Genomic DNA, 18,049 nt, shown 5'->3' on the forward strand with positions numbered 1-18,049 from the left:
GGCAGTATCTCACTCGTGTCAGATCCACAGTCGGCCGCCAACGACGCCGCCACCGCGATCAGCGAACGCACCGGGGTGCCGGTGCACGACGTGGCCGTGGTGCTCGGCTCGGGGTGGGCTCCCGCGCTGGCCGCACTGGGCGAGCCGACGGCCTCCGTTCCGATGGCCGACCTGCCGGGTTTCACCCCGCCCACCGCGGCCGGGCACGGCGGCCAGGTGTTTTCGGTGCCGATCGGCGCGCGCCGGGCGCTGGTGCTCGTCGGGCGCATTCACGCCTATGAGGGTCATGATCTTGCCCACGTGGTGCATCCGGTGCGGACGGCGTGCGCCGCGGGTGCCGGGACCGTGATCCTGACCAACGCGGCGGGCGGGCTGCGGGCCGACATGGCGGTCGGGCAGCCGGTGCTGATCAGCGACCATCTGAACCTCACCGCACGGTCGCCACTGGTGGGAGCGCAGTTCGTCGACCTGGTGGACGCCTACGCCCCACGCCTGCGCGCCGTCGCCCGCGGCATCGACCCCACGCTGGCCGAGGGGGTGTACGCCGGTCTGCCCGGGCCGCACTACGAGACGCCCGCCGAGATCCGGATGCTGCGCACCCTGGGTGCCGATCTGGTCGGGATGTCCACGGTGCACGAGACGATCGCCGCCCGGGCCGCCGGCGCCGAGGTCCTCGGCGTCTCGCTGGTGACGAACCTGGCCGCCGGCATGACAGGTCAGCCGCTCAGTCACGACGAGGTGCTGGAGGCGGGCCGGCAGTCCGCGGCGCGGATGGGCGCCCTGCTGGCCGCGGTGATCGCGGCGCTGTGAGCTATTCGGTCAGATAGCGCTGCAGGGTCGGCCCGATCCATTCGACCACCTCACTGCGGGTCATCTCCGCCAACGGACCGAACGCCAGCACGTAGCGGCACAGGGCCATTCCGAGCACCTGCGAGGCGGCCAGACTTGCCCGCAGCGGGGCTTGCCGTGAATCGCCGAGCGCCTTGCCGATGACCGGCGCGAGTTGGGCGGCGAAGATGGTTCGCATCCGTTCGGCCACGGCGTCGTTGGTCACACCGGCGCGGAGCAGGATGAGCAGCGCCTCGTCGCGTTCCCACCGTTGTACGAAATGTTCGGCCAGCGCGGCGCCGAGTTGCTCGACGGGGACTACCGACAGGTCGGGCAGTTCGAGATCGAATTCGGCGGCGGCGGCGAACAGGCCCTCTTTGTTGCCGAAGTAGCGCATCACCATGGCCGGATCGATGCCGGCGTCGGCCGCGATGGCGCGGATGGTCCCGCGCTCATAACCCTCCGCCGCGAAGCGCTCCCGCGCCGCGGCCAGGATCGCGGCCTTGGTCTCGGTGCCGGGACGACGCATATCAACGATCGTAGGCCAACACTCGTTGACTTACCGCATCCGCGCCCCTAACGTAGTCAACACACGTTGACCAACGTTTGTTGACTTAGGAGGAGAGATGACCACCGAACAGACGGACGTCCTGGTGGTGGGCGCCGGACCGGTCGGCCTGACCGCCGCGATCGTGCTCACCCAGCGCGGACACGCGGTGACGGTGCTCGACAGCCAGACCGAAGGCGCCAACACCTCACGCGCGGCGGTGGTGCACTCGCGCACGCTGGAACTGCTCGAGCCCTACGGCGTGACACCCGAGCTGGTCGCCCGGGGCGTCCACATCCCGACCTTCACCGTCCGCGACCGCGACGACCTGCTGATGTCCATCCCGTTCGACACACTGCCGACGCCCTACCCGTACACCCTGATGATCTCGCAGGCCGAAACCGAGACCCTTCTCCTGAAACGCCTGCACGACCTCGGCGGACGGGTGACCCGTCCGGCCTCGGTGAGCGCCGTCGACCAGGGACCCGACGGTGTTACCGCAACGCTGCGCGACGGTCAGCGCATACCTGCCCGCTACCTGATCGGCGCGGACGGCGTGCGCAGCACGATCCGCGAACAGATCGGAAGCGCGTTCAGCGGCAGCACCTACGCCGAGTCCTTCGTACTGGCCGACGTGCGGCTGTCCGGCGGCGTCCCGGTCGATGAGGTGATCCTCTATTTCGCCCCGGCCGGCCTCATGGTGCTCGCTCCGTTGCCGGATGACCGGTACCGCATCGTGGCCACCGTCGACGACGCCCCGGAGGTGCCCGATGCCGCCTTCGTGCAGCGGTTGCTCGATGAGCGCGGACCGCGATCCCGCTCGGCCGTGGTGCACGACGTGCAGTGGGGCTCTCGGTTCCGGGTGCATCACCGCGTCGCCGAAAGCTTTCGCGCCGGGCGGGTCTTGCTCGCCGGCGACGCCGCGCATGTCCATTCTCCGGCCGGCGGACAAGGCATGAATCTCGGCATCGAGGACGCCGTGACGGCCGCCGAGTGCTTGTCCGGTGCGCTACTCGGTCACGGGCGCACAGCGCTGGCGGGCTACGACACCCAGCGCCGTCAGGCCGCCGAGCGCGTGGTGCGGCTGGCCGATCGGCTCACCGGGCTGGCCACGCTGTCCGCCCGCGGACGCCCGCTGCGCAACGCGGCGCTGCGGGTGGTCGGCGCGGTGCCGGCACCGCGCCGCCGCCTCGCGCTGCAGCTGTCCGGACTGGACCGGCGATGAAGATCGTCGATGAGGAGCACGCGGTGCCGGTCACGCTCACCGCGCCCAACGACTTCGGGTACCTGCTGATCGCTGCGGAGATCGGCCGGTGGGCAGGGCCTTTCCCCTGGCCCAGTCGATCGCGCCGGCAGGCGCTCGCACGCGCCGCCGAGTGGTGCGCAGAACTCACGCACCGCGACGACGTGCTGGAGGCGGTCGTGTTCGGCGGTGCACTCCGACCACCCGGGGCGGGCGCCGCGCTGCTGGCCCGCGCCGGTGCCCGCCCGGCCCGGCACGACCTCGTGGTCCTGATCCGGACCGCCGATATCGACGCCGTCGGCGCGGTACGCGCCGATGCCACCTTCCGCGCACTGGGCGCCGACATCGAACGCATCGCCCGGTACGGCTACCGCGTCGGCGCCGGTAACGCGGCCCGTATCGCCGACGTCGACCACGGCAGCAATCACTGGTTCTTGTTCAACTACTTTCACTGCGAGGACGCCAGGACCGTCTTCGAGGTGTGGAGGTACACGGCCGGGTGGTTCCAGCGGCGTACCGCTCTGCCGAACTCGACCCTGCTGCGGCCGCTGCCCGGCGAACCCGACGACTACCGCGTGATCAACCATGCCAGCTGGCCGCGGCTGCGCGACTTTCTGCCGGTGCTGCTGTTCCACCCGGAGTTCCGGTCGTTCGTGCTCGCCAACTTCGCGGCCAACGGCGTGGCCGCGCAGCCGATCATCTACCGGCGCCGGGGCTCGCGAGATCGACTCACACGCCGAGGGCGGCGCGGGGGCGGACCCGCTCGCTGAGCCGCGCGATCGCCCTGGCCATCAACGGCGCGGCGAACAACATCATCAGGATGCGCACCACCTGCGCGGCGATGATGAACGTCACGTTGGAGCCGGTCTCGACGGCGGTGGCCAGGACTGCGTAGACCCCGCCCGGGCTGGTCGCCAGATACCCCTCCAGCGGGGTCAGGCCGGCGAGGTGCGCCAACAGCGCTCCGAGTCCGGCGGTGGCCACGGTCAGCACCACGATCAGCGCCAGCGCCGCGGGAAGCGTGCGGCCGACCGCGCGCAGGGATTGGCGGGTGAACGCCACCCCGGCCTGCCATCCGATCACCAGGTAGCCGATCTGGACCAGCGCGGCGGGCACGTTCAGGTCGAACGGCACCGCGCTCAGTTGCAGCGCGACGGTCAGCGCCAGCGGCCCGAGCAGGCCGGCACCGGGCAGCCGGATCAACTTCCCGGCGGTGTCCCCCACCAGCGCCAGGCCCGCGATCACCAGAACGCTGAGATACCAAGGTGTCACCGATGTCTGGTCGATGATCACGGTGTGGTCGGTGCGCTCGGCGCGGTAGATCAGGGTCACCGCGATCGGCATGGACGCCGTCACCAGCGCCACCCGCAGGTACTGCACGACGGCCACCACGCGGTCGTCGGCGCCGAGTTCGCGGGCGATGGCCACCAGCCCGGAGGCGCCGCCGGCAACCATGGCCAACGAACCGGTCAGCGGACTCACCTCGCGACGCAGGCCCAGCAATGTCCCGAACAGCACGCTGATGAGCAGGGTCGCCACCGCGACGCCGAGCACGAGCAGCCAGTGCGGGCCGAGCGCGCCGACGGCGTCCCGGGAGACCATGGTGCCGATGTAGACGCCCAGCACCCCTTGCGCGGCGATGCCCACCGTGCGCGGCACCCGCGCGGGGGCCAGATTCATCAGCGCCAGCGCGATGCCCACCACCAGGGCGGCGAACAGGCCCGCCGACGGCACCCCGAGTGCGGTCAGCGCCCCAGTGGCCGCCACGCTGAGGGCCGCCAGCAGGACCCACTTCGCCAATCCGAGCCACTTTCCCGCCACCGAGCGCCCCCTTCGATAACAAGTATGCCCTTGTCTTTAATTGGCTGCAAACTGCACTATCACGCCAAATTATTAAGGTATAACTTGGTATATGGCGCAGCCTGACACGTCGACAGCGACCGAACTGCGGGAATCGGTGATGGCGGTCGCCCGCCAGCTCCGACGACACCGCCCCGACCACGGCCTCACCCTGAGCCAGATGCAGGTGCTGGCCGAGGTGACCCGTACCGGCGCCGCCACCCCCGCCGAACTCGCCGGCCGGATGCACGTGCGCGTGCAGTCGCTCACCGACAGCATCAACGGGCTGGCCGCCGCCGGGCTGGTGTGCCGCCGCACCGATGACGTCGACCGGCGCCGCCAACTCGTCGAGCTCACCGAGGCGGGCGGCGCGCTGCTGGCTGCCGACCGGGCCGAACGGGACGCCTGGCTGCACACCGCGATGCGCGAGAACCTCACCGAGCTGGAATTCGGGCTGCTGCTGTTGGTGGCCCCCGTGCTGCGCAAGCTGGCCGATGCCGAAGCGGGCACAATCGGGACATGACCTCGGCACAGGACTGGATCGCTCACGACCCCGACCCGGTCACCGCCGCCGAGCTGGCATCCTGCGACCCCGACGAGATCGCCCACAGGTTCGCCCATCCGCTGACCTTCGGCACCGCCGGATTGCGGGGCCCCCTGCGCGGTGGGCCCGACGGCATGAACATCGCGGTCGTGGTGCGCACCACCTGGGCGCTGGCCCAGGTTCTCAAAGATCGTTGCCTGGGCGGTTCGCTGGTGGTCGTGGGCCGTGACGCCCGGCACGGCTCCGAAGCCTTCGCTCATGCTGCAGCGGAAGTGCTTGCCGCCGAAGGCTTTTCGGTCATTTATCTGTACACGCCGGCGCCCACACCGGTGGTGGCGTTCGCCGTGCGGCGCCTCGGCGCCGGGGCGGGCGTGCAGATCACCGCCTCGCACAATCCGCCCAACGACAACGGCTACAAGGTCTTCGTCGACGGTGGGCTGCAGATCATCTCCCCCACCGACCGCGAGATCGAGACGGCGATCACCCGGGCCCCGCATGCCGACACGATCGGCCGCACCCCGGTGGCATCGAGCGGTACCGATATCGTCGCGGCCTACCTGGAGCGGGCCGCCTCCGTGCGCCGCGCGGCCGGACCGGCCCGGGTGGCCCTGACCCCCATGCATGGAGTGGGCGGCGAATTCGCCTTGGATGCGCTGGCATTGGCCGGTATCGACGACGTGCACGTCGTCGAGGCCCAGTTCGCCCCCGATCCGGACTTTCCCACCGTCGCGTTCCCCAACCCCGAGGAGCCCGGCGCGACCGATCTGCTGCTGGCACTGGCGGCCGAGGTCGGCGCCGAGGTGGCCATCGCGTTGGATCCCGATGCAGACCGATGCGCGGTGGGCGTGCCGGACGGGGGGCCCCGGGGCTGGCGCATGCTCACCGGTGACGAAACCGGCTGGCTACTCGGCGATTACCTGCTCTCCCAGCTGACCGATCCGTCGTCGGCGTTGGTGGCCAGCACGGTGGTGTCCTCGCGCATGCTGTCGGCCATCGCCGCGAGTTACGGTGCGCACCACGCCGAGACGCTCACCGGTTTCAAATGGCTCGCCCGCGCCACCGCGCCGGGCACGGCCCTGGTCTATGCCTACGAAGAGGCCATCGGGCACTGCGTCGACCCGGATGCCGTGCGCGACAAGGACGGTATCAGCGCAGCGGTGCTGATCTGCGATCTGGTGGCGGCGCTGCGCGCACAGGGCCGGACGATCACCGACGCCCTGGATGACCTGGCCCGCCGGCACGGCGTACACCTCACCGGGGCGGTCTCGCGCCGGGTGCCCGACGCCGGTCAGGCGATGGCGGCGCTGCGCGCCGACCCGCCGGCCGCCCTTGCCGGTATCGCGGTGGACCTGGACGACCTGAGTCGGCGACGCGGTCAACAGCGCACCGACGCACTGGTGTTCACCGGTGCGGGGATCCGCGTCGTCGTGCGGCCCTCGGGCACCGAGCCGAAGCTGAAGTCCTATATCGAGGTGCGCTGCGAACCCACAGCGGACCTGGTCACCGCACGGGCACACGCCGCACGGCTGCGCACCGAGCTGGAGGCGGCCGCCGCCCGCTGGTAACGGTCAGCGCGGGCCGAACTGGCGATCCCCGGCGTCGCCCAGCCCCGGGACGATATAGGCGATCTCGTTGAGCCCGTCATCGACGGTCGCGGTCACCAACCTCATTGCGGGCGCCGCCTTCTCCAGCGCCGCAATGCCTTCCGGTGCGCACACCACACATACCGCGGTGATGTCGACAGCTCCACGGGCACGCAGCAGGTCGACGGTGTGCACCATCGAACCACCCGTTGCCAACATCGGGTCCAGCACGAAAACCGAGCGAGCACTGAGATCTTCGGGCAGCGACGCCAGATAGGGCATGGGTTGATGGGTGTCCTCGTCGCGCGCCATCCCCACGAAACCGACCTGCGCCTCGGGGATCAGCGCGTGCGCCTGGTCCACCATCCCGAGGCCGGCCCGCAGTACCGGCACCAGCAGCGGCGGGTTGGCCAGTCGGGTGCCCGTGGTGTCCGTGAGCGGGGTGCGGACGGGCACCGGCTCGGTCGCCGCACCGCGGGTCGCCTCGTAGATCAGCATCAGGGTCAAGTCCCGCAACGCCGCCCGGAAGCCGGCGTTGTCGGTGCGCTCGTCACGCAGCGTGGTGAGCCGGGCAGCAGCCAGCGGGTGATCGACGATGCGCACATCCATGGGCCAGAAGATTAGTGGAACCGAACGGCCGCGGCGCGCGTCATATCCACATGATCGCTGATACCGCGGCCATCGGTGCCGCCCGCGCCGGCCTCGCCCGCCGCGCGGCCGAGTTCGATGCCATCGCCGCCGGCCTGCCCGGGGCCGCCGAACCGTGCGTGGCCGCCCTCGGCCCCGTCGGCGCCGACTTTCTGACCGCGCTGGCGGCGGCACTCGCCGATGCCGCCCGCGCGGCGAGCGGGCTGGGCGCCGATCTCACCGGGGCCGCCCACACCGCCGCGGCGACGGCCGCCGGCTATGCCGACGCCGAGCGCCGGGCCGACCATTCCCTCGGCACGCTCGGGGGCTGACATGCCTGGCGCCCTCACCGCCACCCTCAGCGCGCCGCTGCACCAGCTGCTCGCCCTCGTCGGGTCCGGGCCGCCGGGGCCGCCGGCGGCCGCGTTGGCCGGGTGGGCGCAGCAGCTGGATGCCGCCGCCGCGGCGATCGCCGGGACCGGTGAGCAGATGCTGACGTCCTGGAACGGCAGCGCAGCCGCCTCGGCCGCCGACCGTCTGGGACGCGCGGTCGCCACGGCCCGTCTGCTGGGCGACCGGGTCGCGGCGCTGGGTGCCGAGGTCGCGGCGGCCACCGAGGCCGTCGCACGGGTGCGGGCCGCACTGCAGCGTCTCATCGCCGATTTCGAGGCCCGTGCCGCGGCACTGGAGACCGCGCTGGAGCGCCCGGGGGCCGCCGAACAACTCGTCGACGAGGCGCGCGAGGCGTTGGCCCGGGCGTTGCGGATGCTCGAGGAGCTGCGCTCCGAACTCGACGCCGGCGCGCACAACCTCACGGGCGCCGCGCCCGCCGGTGTGGCCCCGGCCGGCAGCGGCGGATCGGTGCCGGGCTCGGCACCGGGTTTCGGGACGGGATCCGGGCCGGTGGGCGGGACGGGGTCCGGGCCGGTGGGCGGGACGGGCTCCGGGCCGGCTCCGGCGCCGGTGACCGAGGCCGCCTTCACCGCGCTGCGTGACGACGTGCCGGATGCCGCGCAGTTCGGTGCGGGTGTCGCGGTCACCCTGCCCGACGGCAGCACCGTCACGGCCCCCAACGCCGTCGCCGCCGGCGCCGTGCGGCACGCGCTCACCCAACTCGGGGTGCCCTATCAGTGGGGCGGAACGACGGCCGGGGTCGGGCTGGACTGCAGCGGGCTCACCCAGTGGGCCTATCACCAGGCCGGGCTGGACATCCCGCGGCTGGCCCAGGAGCAGGATATCGGCGCGGCCGTCGACTCCGACTCGCTGCGCCCCGGTGACCTGGCCGTATGGGACGGTCACGTGGCCATGGTGGTCGGCAACGGCGTCATGGTGGAGGCCGGTGACCCGGTCCAGTTGTCGGCGATCAGAACCACCAACGCCGGGCAGGGTTTCCAGGGATTCTGGCGGCCCACCGCATGAGGATCGACGCGCTGCGTCGCACCCTTGAGGACACCGTGGCCGCGGTGCGCGCCCACGCCGAGGCCCTCGACCGGATCGCCGCCGAGCGCACGGAGGAACCGGGAAAAGTCCGTCTGCTCGAGCGTTTGGGTGGACGACCCTCCGAAGACCCCAGCTGACATCGTTACGCTGTGCGCCATGGCGGCTGACATCGTGCCGGTCCGGATCGGACTGACCAATGGCGACCTGTACACCCTGTGGGCTCCGCGCTGGCGCGATGCCGGCGACGAATGGGAGGCGTTCCTCGGCAAGGACGAAGACATCTTCGCCTTCGAGTCGGTTGCCGACCTGGCGGCGTTCGTGCGCACCGACAGCGACAACGACCTCACCGATCACCCCGCATGGGAGAAGCTGACCCAGGCCAACGCGCACCGGTTCGCCCCCGCCGAGGACCAGCAGCATGACCTGATCGGTGTCCCCGAGCTGGTCGCCGAGAAGCCCACCGAGGATTCCGTCAGGACGCTGCGCGGCGCCCTGGGGTTCGTGTCGTCCATCGGGTCGGTGTGCGATCTGCCCACCGTGACCAAGATGTTCAACGGCAACCCGGTGCTCGGCACCATCGGCGGTGGCGTCGAGGCGTTCAATGGCCGCGCCGGACGTAAGCGGTGGGCCGAGATCGAAGCGGTGATCGGCCGGGCCTGGGACGGTGTCATCGACGCCATCGACGCCCTGGTGAAGACGCCCGATGTTCCCGAGGCGGCATCGGCAAAGGCCGAAGCCGAACTCGCCGAACCCGCTCCCGAAATCGACGACCTCGTCATCGACGATGACGACGAGGTGATCATCGAGGGCGAGGTGGACACCGAGGAGGAGAGCGAGGCGCTGGAGGCCGAGGCCGAGCGCCAGGTCCTGGGCAGCGACAAGGATTTCTGGACCCAGGTCGGTATCGACCCCATCCGCGTCATGACCAGCGGTGGCACGCTGTACACGTTGCGCTGCTACGTCGGCGACGACCCCCGCTTCCTGGGCCGCAACGGTCGCATCAGTGTCTTCAACTCCGAGCGGGCACTGGCCCGCTACCTGGCCGACGAGCATGAGAGCGACCTCTCCGGCTTCAGTTCCTACGAGATCATCCGCACCGCCGCCACCGACGGTTCACTGCGCGTCGAGGTGACCGACGAGAACATCTACGTGCTGTCCGGGCTGGCCGACGATATCGCCGACGGCCCCGAGGCGGTCGACCGCGACCAGCTCGACCTGGCGCTGGAATTCCTCAGGGACGTCGGCGATTACGCCCAGGACCCCAGCGTGTCGAAGGCATTGCAGAGCGATCAGCCGTTGGGCGCGTTCGTCGAGCACGTGCTGGACCCCGCCCAGCCCAAGCCCAAGGGTTCCCCGGCAGCAGCCGTGGACCAGTGGGAAGAGCTGGAGCGTTTCGTCGAATCCCGGCTCCGCCCCGAGTGATTTGTGGAGTTTTAGCCGGAATGGTTACGGTGTGCTGTTCGGAGACATCGCTGACACTGATATGTCTCGGGACATCGCTGACACCTGAGTAGGGCGTGGACCAGCATGGTTCATGGCCCAGAAGGTGACGGCGATGGACATTCGTATGGCTGCGGCGCTGGCCGGGCAGATAGAAAACGTGGCGCAGTTCTGCCGCCAGGAGCAGATCAGTCGACAGACGTTCTACAAGTATCGTCAGCGCTTCCAGGACGAAGGGGTTGACGGGCTACGCGATCGTTCGCGTCGCCCGTTGACCTCACCGGGTCAGACTTCTCCCGAGATCGAAGATCTTGTGCTGCGGCGGCGCAAACAATTGCTCGAAGCGGGCAAAGATCATGGTGCCCAGTCGATTGTGTGGGCGCTGCAACGCGACGGAATACACTCAGTGCCCTCGCCATCGACGGTCTGGCAGATCTTGACCCGCCGTGGAGCGATCACCCCGCAGCCCCAGAAGCGTCCCAAGTCGGCGACCAAACGGTTCACCTTCGCCCGGCCCAACGAATGTTGGCAGTCCGATTGGACCCAATGGTCACTGGCGGATGGCAGCGCGGTGGCCATCGCGGGCACCCTCGATGATCACTCCCGCTACCTGGTGGGATTGCGCGCAGCTCGCGGTGACGCCGACGGTGACCTCGTCTGGTCGGTCATCATCGCTGGCATAGCCGAGTGTGGTGTGCCGTCGATGTCATTGTCGGACAACGGAATCGTCTACACCGGAAGATTCCACGCGCATGAATCCGCGTTCGAGCGCAACCTACGAGCCCTTGGTGTGCGCACCATCAACTCCGCGCCCTTTCATCCGCAGACCTGCGGCAAGATCGAACGGTTCTGGCAGACACTGAAAAAGTGGCTCAACGCGCGCGACCCAGCAGCCACCATCGATGACCTCAACGATCTACTCGAGCAGTTCCGCGGCTTCTACAACCACCACCGGCCCCACCGCGCGCTCAAAGGAGCGACCCCGGCTGAGGCCTTTCACGCCACAGCCGCAGCCCGTCCCATCGACCGACCACTGCCTGCACCGGTATTCGTGTCCCGACACACCGTCGACCGTAAAACCGGACGGCTCTTCGTGGCGCCCTACGACGTCAACGTCGGCTTACGGTGGGCCGGCCACACGTGCGACAGCATCCGCGACGGCGAGCACATCATCATCTTCAGCGGCAACCGCCTGGTCCGGACACTCACTGTCGACCCCACCCGCAAGTACCAACCTGGCGACAAGAACACCAGAAGCTATCGCACCCGAGAACCCCAACCGGCACCATAGGTGTCAGCGATGTCCCGAGACATAAGTGTCAACGATGTCCCGAGACACCACACCGGAATGGTTACGGCTAAAACTCCACAAATCGTCAGCCGATGAGCACCGCGTAGCGGGGCTTGATCACCCCGTCGATGAGCGCGAGGCGCTCGTCGAAATGCAGGAACGACGATTTCATCGCGTTGATGGTGAATCGTTCCAGGTCGCTCCAGCCGTAGCCGAACGCTTCGACCAGGCGCATCATCTCCTGGCTCATGGTGGTGTCGCTCATCAACCGGTTGTCGGTGTTCACCGTGACCCGGAATCTGGCGCGCGCCAGCAGGTCGAACGGGTGCTCGGCGATGCTGTCGACGGCACCGGTCTGCACATTCGAACTCGGACACAATTCCAGCGGAATTCGCTTGTCCCGCAGCAGTGCCGCCAGCCGGCCCAGCTCGAAGGTGCCGTCCTCGGTGACCGTGATGTCGTCGACGATACGCACACCGTGGCCCAACCGGTCCGCCCCGCAGAACGCGATGGCCTCGTGGATGGACGGCAGCCCGAACGCCTCGCCCGCGTGAATAGTGAAGCGCGCGTTGTTACTTCGCATGTATTCGAAGGCGTCCAGGTGTCGGCTCGGCGGATAGCCGGCCTCCGCGCCGGCGATGTCGAATCCGACCACCCCGCGGTCGCGGAACCGCACCGCCAGCTCGGCGATCTCGCGGGACCGCGCGGCGTGGCGCATCGCGGTGACCAGGCAGCGGACCACGATCGCGCGGCCCGCAGCGGCGGCCGCCTTCTCTCCCGCCGCGAAACCGTCGAGCACGGCGTCGACCACCGCATCCAGCGAGAGCCCGCCGTCGATGTGCAGTTCGGGGGCGAATCGGATCTCGGCGTAGACGACGTTGTCCTCGGCGAGGTCCTCCACGCATTCGTAAGCCACCCGGTACAGCGCGTCCGGCGTCTGCATCACCCCGACGGTGTGCGCGAAGGGTTCCAGATAGCGGACCAGGGAACCGCTGTGCGCGGCGGTCCGGAAGAAGGTCGCCAACTCGTCGGCGTCATCGGCCGGCAACTCGTCGTAGCCGACCTCGCGCGCCAGCTCCAGCACGGTGGCCGGCCGCAGGCCGCCGTCGAGGTGATCGTGCAACAGGGCCTTGGGCGCCTGGCGGATGAGGTCCAGCGTCAGTGGCGTACTCATCTACCCATCTTGCCCGCGCCGGCGCCGTTCGGCAGCCCAGTTCACCCAAGTGTCGCCGACCCGACCGCTAACCGATGCGGTCGATGATCAGCGGACCGAGCGTCGGCGCCCGCAATCCGATGATCCACCCACCGTCGAGCTCGGCCAGCGCCGGCGCCAGTCGCTCGGGGGTGTCGGTGTACAGCGTGAACAGCGTGTCCCCGGCGGCGACGGGTTCACCGGGGCGACGGTGGATCTGCACCCCGGCACCGGGCTGCACGGGATCGCCCGGCCCGGCCCGGCCGGCCCCGAGGCGCCAGGCCGCCATGGCGACGGCCATCGCATCGATATCGCCCATCACACCCCCGGTGGGCGCCAGCACCCTCTCCGAATGCGCCCCGATCGGCAGCGGCGCGGACAGATCACCGCCCTGCGCGGCGACCAGCGCCCGGAACCGGTCCATGGCGGTGCCGTCGGTCAGCGTCTGGGCCGGATCCACCCCGTCGATGCCCGCGGCAGCGAGCATCTCGCCGGCCAGTGCCAGCGTCAGTTCGACCACATCGGCCGGGCCGCCGCCGGCGAGCACCTCCAGTGACTCCGCGACCTCGACGGCGTTGCCGACCGCGCGTCCCAGCGGCCGGTTCATGTCGGTCAGCAGCGCCCTGGTCGGGACCCCGGAGTCGTTGCCGAGCGCGACCATGGTCGCGGCCAGCTCGCGCGACTCGGCCTCGGTCTTCAGGAACGCCCCGCGGCCCACCTTGACGTCGAGCACCAGAGTCTGCGCACCCTCGGCGAGCTTCTTGCTCATCACCGAGCTCGCGATCAGCGGCAGCGATTCGGTGGTCGCGGTGACATCGCGCAGCGCATAGATCTTGCGGTCGGCGGGCGCCAGCGCGCCGGCGGCGAAGATCGCGGCACCGACCTCGCAGAGTTGTTGGCGGATGCGGGCTTTGGACAGTTCTGCGGTGAAACCCGGGATCGCTTCCAACTTGTCGAGCGTGCCACCGGTGTGGCCGAGCCCGCGCCCGGCGGCCTGCGGGACCGCGGCGCCACAAGCCAGTACCACCGGTACCAGTGGGATGGTGATCTTGTCGCCGACCCCACCGGTGGAGTGCTTGTCCACCAACGGACGTCCCAGATCACCGAAGTCGAACCGTTCGCCCGACGCGATCATGGCCGTCGTCCACCGGGTGATCTCCGCACCGGTCATGCCGCGCAGGAAGATCGCCATCAACAGGGCCGACATCTGCTCGTCGGCGACCCGACCGTCGGTGTAGGCGGCGATCACCCAGTCGATCGCGGCATCGGAGAGCACACCACCATCGCGTTTGGTCCTGATCACCGTCGGCGCATCGAATGTCATGCTCGCCTCCCACTCGCTCCGGTCCTCGCTCGTACCTCGCTGCGATCCTCACTCCCGCTCGGCTTCGGGGTCATGCTCGCTCCAGATCGGACGGCCCGAAGGCGTCGGGCAGCAGTTCGGCGAGCCGTTTCGGGCCGCCGGGATGGTCGATCAACAATTCCGGCCCGCCGTGCTCGTAGAGCACCTGCCGACACCGACCGCACGGCATCAGCGGGGCCCCGTCGGCGGCCACACAACTGAGCGCCACCAGCCGTCCGCCACCGCCGGAATGCAGGGCGCAGACCACAGCGCACTCCGCACAGAGACCTAGGCCATATGAGACATTCTCCACATTGCATCCGAGGATGATCCGGTCATCGTCGACGATTGCCGCCGCCCCGACCGGGAAACTGGAGTATGGTGCATAGGCCCGCCGGGAGGCATCAATCGCCTTGTCGCGCAGTGCAATCCAATCGATTTCAGCAGTCATTCGATGTCCGTTCATCTTCATCTGAATGCATTCCGAACACAGCCCCCACCGAACGGTGGACCAAGGTAGGTAACCCTAACTTTGTGGTAAGAGGGGTGCCTGGACACCCAGGCTAGTTCTTCAGCGGCCCCAAATGGGATTAGAGTCGCCCCGAGGTTTGGGGACGGAATCAGCCTTCTCCCCAACCGTCCACCGAAGGCGTTGGAGGACTCAATGAGCACAGCCACGGCCGCGGAATCCGATATCCCGGCACCGCGAGCGAAACCGGCGCGCCGCCGCAGTCTGTACCGCGGCGACCCAGGCATGTGGAGCTGGGTGTTGCACCGCATCACCGGTGCCACGATCTTCTTCTTCCTGCTGGTGCACGTGCTCGACACCGCACTGGTCCGGGTCAGCCCCGAGGCGTACAACTCGATCATCGAGACCTACAAGACGCCGATCATCGGGCTCATGGAGATCGGCCTGGTGGCCGCGGTGCTGTATCACGCACTCAACGGCATCCGGGTCATCCTGATCGACTTCTGGGCCAAGGGGCCCAAGTATCAGCGCAAGATGTTGTGGGTCATCGCCGGCGTGTGGCTGGCCGTGATGATCCCGTCCCTGGGAGTGATCGGTATGCACATGGCGGAGCGGTTCCTGTGAGCGAGGCAGCGGGCGCCTGGACCCCGCACCACAAGGAGGGGCGCATCGCCCCGGTGCAGGAGAAAGAGCACGACCGGCCGGCGAGCCTCGATCACCCGCGCGCACCGCGCAGGCCGCGCGGCATCCCGTACTTCGAGAAGTACGCCTGGCTGTTCATGCGGTTCTCCGGCGTCGCCCTGGTGTTCCTGGCGCTGGGCCATCTGTTCATCATGCTGCTCTGGGAAGACGGCGTGTACCGCATCGACTTCAACTATGTCGCCGAGCGCTGGGCCTCGCCGTTCTGGCAGATCTGGGACATGGCGCTGCTGTGGCTGGCGATGATCCACGGCGCCAACGGGATGCGCACCATCATCGGCGACTACGCCCGCAAGAACACCACCAAGTTCTGGCTGAACTCACTGCTGCTGTTGGCCACCGGCTTCACACTGGTGCTGGGCAGCTACGTGCTCGTCACGTTCGACGCCAATATCTAGCTAGGGACGCAGGATGATTCAAGAACATCGTTACGACGTCGTCATCGTCGGCGCGGGCGGCGCCGGCATGCGCGCGGCCGTCGAGGCCGGACCGCGCGCCCGCACCGCGGTGCTGACCAAGCTCTACCCGACCCGCAGTCACACCGGCGCCGCCCAGGGCGGCATGTGCGCCGCGCTGGCCAACGTCGAGGACGACAACTGGGAATGGCACACCTTCGACACCGTCAAGGGCGGGGACTACCTCGCCGACCAGGACGCCGTCGAGATCATGTGCAAGGAAGCCATCGACGCGGTCTATGACCTGGAAAAGATGGGGATGCCGTTCAACCGCACCCCCGAGGGCCGAATCGACCAGCGCCGCTTCGGCGGTCACACGCGCGACCACGGCAAGGCCCCGGTCCGCCGGGCCTGTTACGCCGCCGACCGCACCGGCCACATGATCCTGCAGACCCTGTACCAAAACTGCGTCAAGCACGACGTCGAGTTCTTCAACGAGTTCTACGCCCTCGACGTCGTCCTGACCGACACCCCCGGCGGCCCGGTGGCCACCGGCGTGGTCGCCTACGAGCTGGCCACCGGTGACATCCACGTCTTCCACGCCAAGGCGATCGTCTTCGCCACCGGCGGATCGGGGCGGATGTACAAGACCACCTCCAACGCGCACACCCTCACCGGTGATGGCCTGGGCATCATCTTCCGCAAGGGACTGCCCCTGGAAGACATGGAGTTCCACCAGTTCCACCCGACAGGTCTTGCCGGGCTGGGCATCCTGATCTCCGAGGCCGTGCGCGGCGAGGGCGGCCGTCTGCTCAACGCCGACGGTGAGCGCTTCATGGAGCGCTACGCACCGACCATCGTCGACCTGGCCCCGCGTGACATCGTCGCCCGCTCGATGGTGCTCGAGGTACTCGAAGGCCGCGGCGCCGGACCGAACAAGGACTACGTCTACATCGACGTGCGCCACCTCGGTGAGGACGTGCTGGAGGCGAAGCTGCCCGATATCACCGAGTTCGCCCGCACCTACCTCGGCGTGGACCCCGTCACCGAACTGGTGCCGGTGTACCCCACCTGCCACTACGTGATGGGCGGCATCCCGACCAACGTCAACGGCCAGGTGCTGCGCGACAACACCAACATCATCCCCGGTTTGTACGCCGCCGGTGAATGCGCGTGTGTGTCGGTGCACGGCTCCAACCGGCTGGGCACCAACTCGCTGCTCGACATCAACGTGTTCGGCCGCCGCGCCGGCATCGCGGCCGCCGAGTACGCGCTCAACCACAACCACGTCGACATGCCGGAGAACCCGGCGAGCATGGTCGTCGACTGGGTCGGCGACATCCTCTCCGAGCACGGCAACGAGCGTGTCGCCGATATCCGCACCGCGCTACAGCAGTCGATGGACAACAACGCCGCGGTGTTCCGCACCGAAGAGACGCTCAAGCAGGCACTGACCGACATCCATGCGCTCAAGGAGCGCTACTCGCGGATCACGGTGCAGGACAAGGGCAGGCGCTACAACAGCGATCTGCTGGAAGCCATCGAGCTGGGCTTCCTGCTGGAGCTGGCCGAGGTCACCGTCGTCGGTGCGCTCAACCGCAAGGAATCCCGTGGCGGCCATGCGCGCGAGGACTACCCGAACCGGGACGACACCAACTACATGCGTCACACGATGGCCTACAAAGAGGGCACCGATCTGCTGAGCGATATCCGGCTGGACTATAAGCCCGTGGTCCAGACCCGCTACGAGCCGATGGAACGGAAGTACTGATGACTGCTGTCATTGAACCCGACACCAAGAGCCCCGAGCTGCCGCCCGTCCCCGACGGTGCGGTGATGGTCACGCTGAAGATCGCCCGGTTCAACCCGGATGCCCCCGACGAGGCCGGCTACCAGAGCTTCCGTGTCCCGTGCCTGCCGAGCGACCGGCTGCTCAACCTGCTGCACTACGTGAAGTGGTACCTCGACGGCACCCTGACGTTCCGCCGGTCCTGCGCGCACGGCGTGTGCGGGTCGGACGCCATGCGCATCAACGGGGTGAACCGGTTGGCGTGCAAGGTGCTGATGCGGGATCTGCTGCCCAAGAAGGCTTCCAAGGCGCTGACCATCACGATCGAACCGATCCGCGGGCTGCCCGTGGAAAAGGATCTGATCGTGAACATGGAGCCCTTCTTCGACGCCTACCGCGCGGTGAAGCCGTTCCTGATCACCAGCGGCAACGCGCCGACCAAGGAGCGCGTCCAGAGCGCGACCGATCGGGCCCGCTTCGATGACACCACCAAGTGCATCCTGTGCGCGTGCTGCACCACCTCGTGCCCGGTGTACTGGAGCGAGGGCTCCTACTTCGGGCCGGCCGCGATCGTCAACGCACACCGGTTCATCTTCGATTCGCGGGACGAGGGCGCCGCCGAGCGCCTGGACATCCTCAACGAGGTCGACGGGGTGTGGCGCTGCCGCACCACGTTCAACTGCACCGAGGCCTGCCCGCGTGGCATCCAGGTCACCCAGGCGATCCAAGAGGTCAAGCGCGCGCTGATGTTCGCGCGCTAGGTTCGGTCCGCCCGAGTCTG

20 protein-coding genes are annotated in these 18,049 nt (G+C 68.7%); 14 read left to right on the forward strand and 6 right to left on the reverse strand.

The genetic code is table 11. The features are described 5' to 3' along the window. The first annotated feature begins 6 nt into the window (after positions 1-6). Positions 7-810, forward strand: a complete 804-nt coding sequence (locus A7U43_RS23545; RefSeq protein ID WP_411289575.1) for a purine-nucleoside phosphorylase — start codon at positions 7-9, stop codon at positions 808-810. Between the two features lies 1 nt (position 811). Here A7U43_RS23545 and A7U43_RS23550 read toward each other — a convergent pair whose 3' ends face one another. Next, positions 812-1,357 carry a TetR/AcrR family transcriptional regulator gene (locus tag A7U43_RS23550; RefSeq protein ID WP_067999887.1) on the reverse strand — a complete coding sequence of 182 codons (546 nt, stop codon included), beginning with the start codon at positions 1,355-1,357 and terminating at the stop codon, positions 812-814. A gap of 97 nt (positions 1,358-1,454) precedes the next feature. Between A7U43_RS23550 and A7U43_RS23555 the strand changes: the two genes are divergently transcribed. Both A7U43_RS23555 and A7U43_RS23560 read left to right on the forward strand, forming a co-directional pair. Then, complete coding sequence (locus A7U43_RS23555) at positions 1,455-2,600, forward strand: FAD-dependent oxidoreductase (protein WP_067999889.1); 1,146 nt, start codon at positions 1,455-1,457, stop codon at positions 2,598-2,600. Continuing rightward, on the forward strand, positions 2,597-3,388 hold the full coding sequence (locus A7U43_RS23560; protein ID WP_067999890.1) for a hypothetical protein: 792 nt from the start codon (positions 2,597-2,599) through the stop codon (positions 3,386-3,388). The genes A7U43_RS23555 and A7U43_RS23560 overlap by 4 nt, the downstream gene beginning before the upstream one ends. Here the strand turns inward: A7U43_RS23560 and A7U43_RS23565 are convergent. Then, positions 3,348-4,439 (reverse strand): AbrB family transcriptional regulator, encoded by a 1,092-nt coding sequence (locus A7U43_RS23565; protein ID WP_067999893.1) that lies wholly within the window; start codon positions 4,437-4,439, stop codon positions 3,348-3,350. The genes A7U43_RS23560 and A7U43_RS23565 overlap by 41 nt on opposite strands. A 91-nt stretch (positions 4,440-4,530) precedes the next feature. Between A7U43_RS23565 and A7U43_RS23570 the strand changes: the two genes are divergently transcribed. After that, positions 4,531-4,980, forward strand: a complete 450-nt coding sequence (locus tag A7U43_RS23570; RefSeq protein WP_067999895.1) for a MarR family winged helix-turn-helix transcriptional regulator — start codon at positions 4,531-4,533, stop codon at positions 4,978-4,980. Continuing rightward, entirely contained in the window at positions 4,977-6,566 is a 1,590-nt protein-coding gene (locus A7U43_RS23575; protein ID WP_067999897.1) for a phospho-sugar mutase, read from the forward strand. The genes A7U43_RS23570 and A7U43_RS23575 overlap by 4 nt, the downstream gene beginning before the upstream one ends. Positions 6,567-6,569: 3 nt before the next feature. On the opposite strand, the gene upp is transcribed toward A7U43_RS23575, so the two are convergent. After that, on the reverse strand, positions 6,570-7,193 hold the full coding sequence (gene upp / locus A7U43_RS23580) for a uracil phosphoribosyltransferase (RefSeq protein ID WP_067999900.1): 624 nt from the start codon (positions 7,191-7,193) through the stop codon (positions 6,570-6,572). A gap of 50 nt (positions 7,194-7,243) precedes the next feature. On the opposite strand from upp, the gene A7U43_RS23585 reads away from it, so the two are divergent. The 5 genes from A7U43_RS23585 (at position 7,244) to A7U43_RS23600 (ending at position 11,382) form a co-directional block, all read left to right on the forward strand. Next, positions 7,244-7,543, forward strand: coding sequence for a hypothetical protein (locus tag A7U43_RS23585; RefSeq protein WP_068003574.1), 300 nt, complete (start codon positions 7,244-7,246; stop codon positions 7,541-7,543). Position 7,544: 1 nt separating this feature from the next. Further along, positions 7,545-8,630, forward strand: a complete 1,086-nt coding sequence (locus tag A7U43_RS23590) for a C40 family peptidase (RefSeq protein ID WP_067999902.1) — start codon at positions 7,545-7,547, stop codon at positions 8,628-8,630. Then, the gene (locus A7U43_RS29860) at positions 8,627-8,788 is read left to right on the forward strand and encodes a hypothetical protein (protein WP_156526005.1); all 162 of its coding nucleotides are present in this window, start codon (positions 8,627-8,629) and stop codon (positions 8,786-8,788) included. The genes A7U43_RS23590 and A7U43_RS29860 overlap by 4 nt, the downstream gene beginning before the upstream one ends. Before the next feature lie 19 nt (positions 8,789-8,807). Next, positions 8,808-10,073: a protein export chaperone SatS gene (gene satS, locus A7U43_RS23595; protein WP_067999905.1), complete on the forward strand. Its 1,266-nt coding sequence runs from the start codon at positions 8,808-8,810 to the stop codon at positions 10,071-10,073. Positions 10,074-10,185: 112 nt separating this feature from the next. Continuing rightward, on the forward strand, positions 10,186-11,382 hold the full coding sequence (locus A7U43_RS23600; RefSeq protein WP_067999907.1) for an IS481 family transposase: 1,197 nt from the start codon (positions 10,186-10,188) through the stop codon (positions 11,380-11,382). Between the two features lie 85 nt (positions 11,383-11,467). On the opposite strand, the gene A7U43_RS23605 is transcribed toward A7U43_RS23600, so the two are convergent. The 3 genes from A7U43_RS23605 to A7U43_RS23615 all read right to left on the reverse strand — a co-directional run bounded on the left by A7U43_RS23605 (position 11,468) and on the right by A7U43_RS23615 (position 14,367). After that, positions 11,468-12,556: an adenosine deaminase gene (locus A7U43_RS23605; RefSeq protein ID WP_067999909.1), complete on the reverse strand. Its 1,089-nt coding sequence runs from the start codon at positions 12,554-12,556 to the stop codon at positions 11,468-11,470. 67 nt (positions 12,557-12,623) lie between these two features. Next, positions 12,624-13,898: a thymidine phosphorylase gene (locus A7U43_RS23610; protein ID WP_082902273.1), complete on the reverse strand. Its 1,275-nt coding sequence runs from the start codon at positions 13,896-13,898 to the stop codon at positions 12,624-12,626. A 70-nt stretch (positions 13,899-13,968) separates the two neighbouring features. Continuing rightward, positions 13,969-14,367 (reverse strand): cytidine deaminase, encoded by a 399-nt coding sequence (locus A7U43_RS23615; protein WP_068003581.1) that lies wholly within the window; start codon positions 14,365-14,367, stop codon positions 13,969-13,971. A gap of 213 nt (positions 14,368-14,580) precedes the next feature. On the opposite strand from A7U43_RS23615, the gene sdhC reads away from it, so the two are divergent. Genes sdhC through A7U43_RS23635 form a run of 4 tightly spaced genes read left to right on the forward strand, consistent with a single transcriptional unit; the run spans position 14,581 to position 18,029 of the window. Further along, the gene (gene sdhC / locus A7U43_RS23620) at positions 14,581-15,009 is read left to right on the forward strand and encodes a succinate dehydrogenase, cytochrome b556 subunit (protein ID WP_081843397.1); all 429 of its coding nucleotides are present in this window, start codon (positions 14,581-14,583) and stop codon (positions 15,007-15,009) included. After that, complete coding sequence (locus tag A7U43_RS23625; protein WP_156526006.1) at positions 15,006-15,482, forward strand: succinate dehydrogenase hydrophobic membrane anchor subunit; 477 nt, start codon at positions 15,006-15,008, stop codon at positions 15,480-15,482. Before sdhC ends, A7U43_RS23625 begins: the two co-directional genes overlap by 4 nt. A 13-nt stretch (positions 15,483-15,495) precedes the next feature. Continuing rightward, positions 15,496-17,250, forward strand: coding sequence for a succinate dehydrogenase flavoprotein subunit (sdhA, locus tag A7U43_RS23630; protein WP_067999911.1), 1,755 nt, complete (start codon positions 15,496-15,498; stop codon positions 17,248-17,250). Further along, positions 17,250-18,029, forward strand: a complete 780-nt coding sequence (locus tag A7U43_RS23635) for a succinate dehydrogenase iron-sulfur subunit (RefSeq protein WP_019510107.1) — start codon at positions 17,250-17,252, stop codon at positions 18,027-18,029. The genes sdhA and A7U43_RS23635 overlap by 1 nt, the downstream gene beginning before the upstream one ends. The last annotated feature ends 20 nt before the right edge of the window (positions 18,030-18,049 follow it).

Source organism: Mycobacterium adipatum (assembly GCF_001644575.1).
Taxonomy (GTDB): domain Bacteria; phylum Actinomycetota; class Actinomycetes; order Mycobacteriales; family Mycobacteriaceae; genus Mycobacterium; species Mycobacterium adipatum.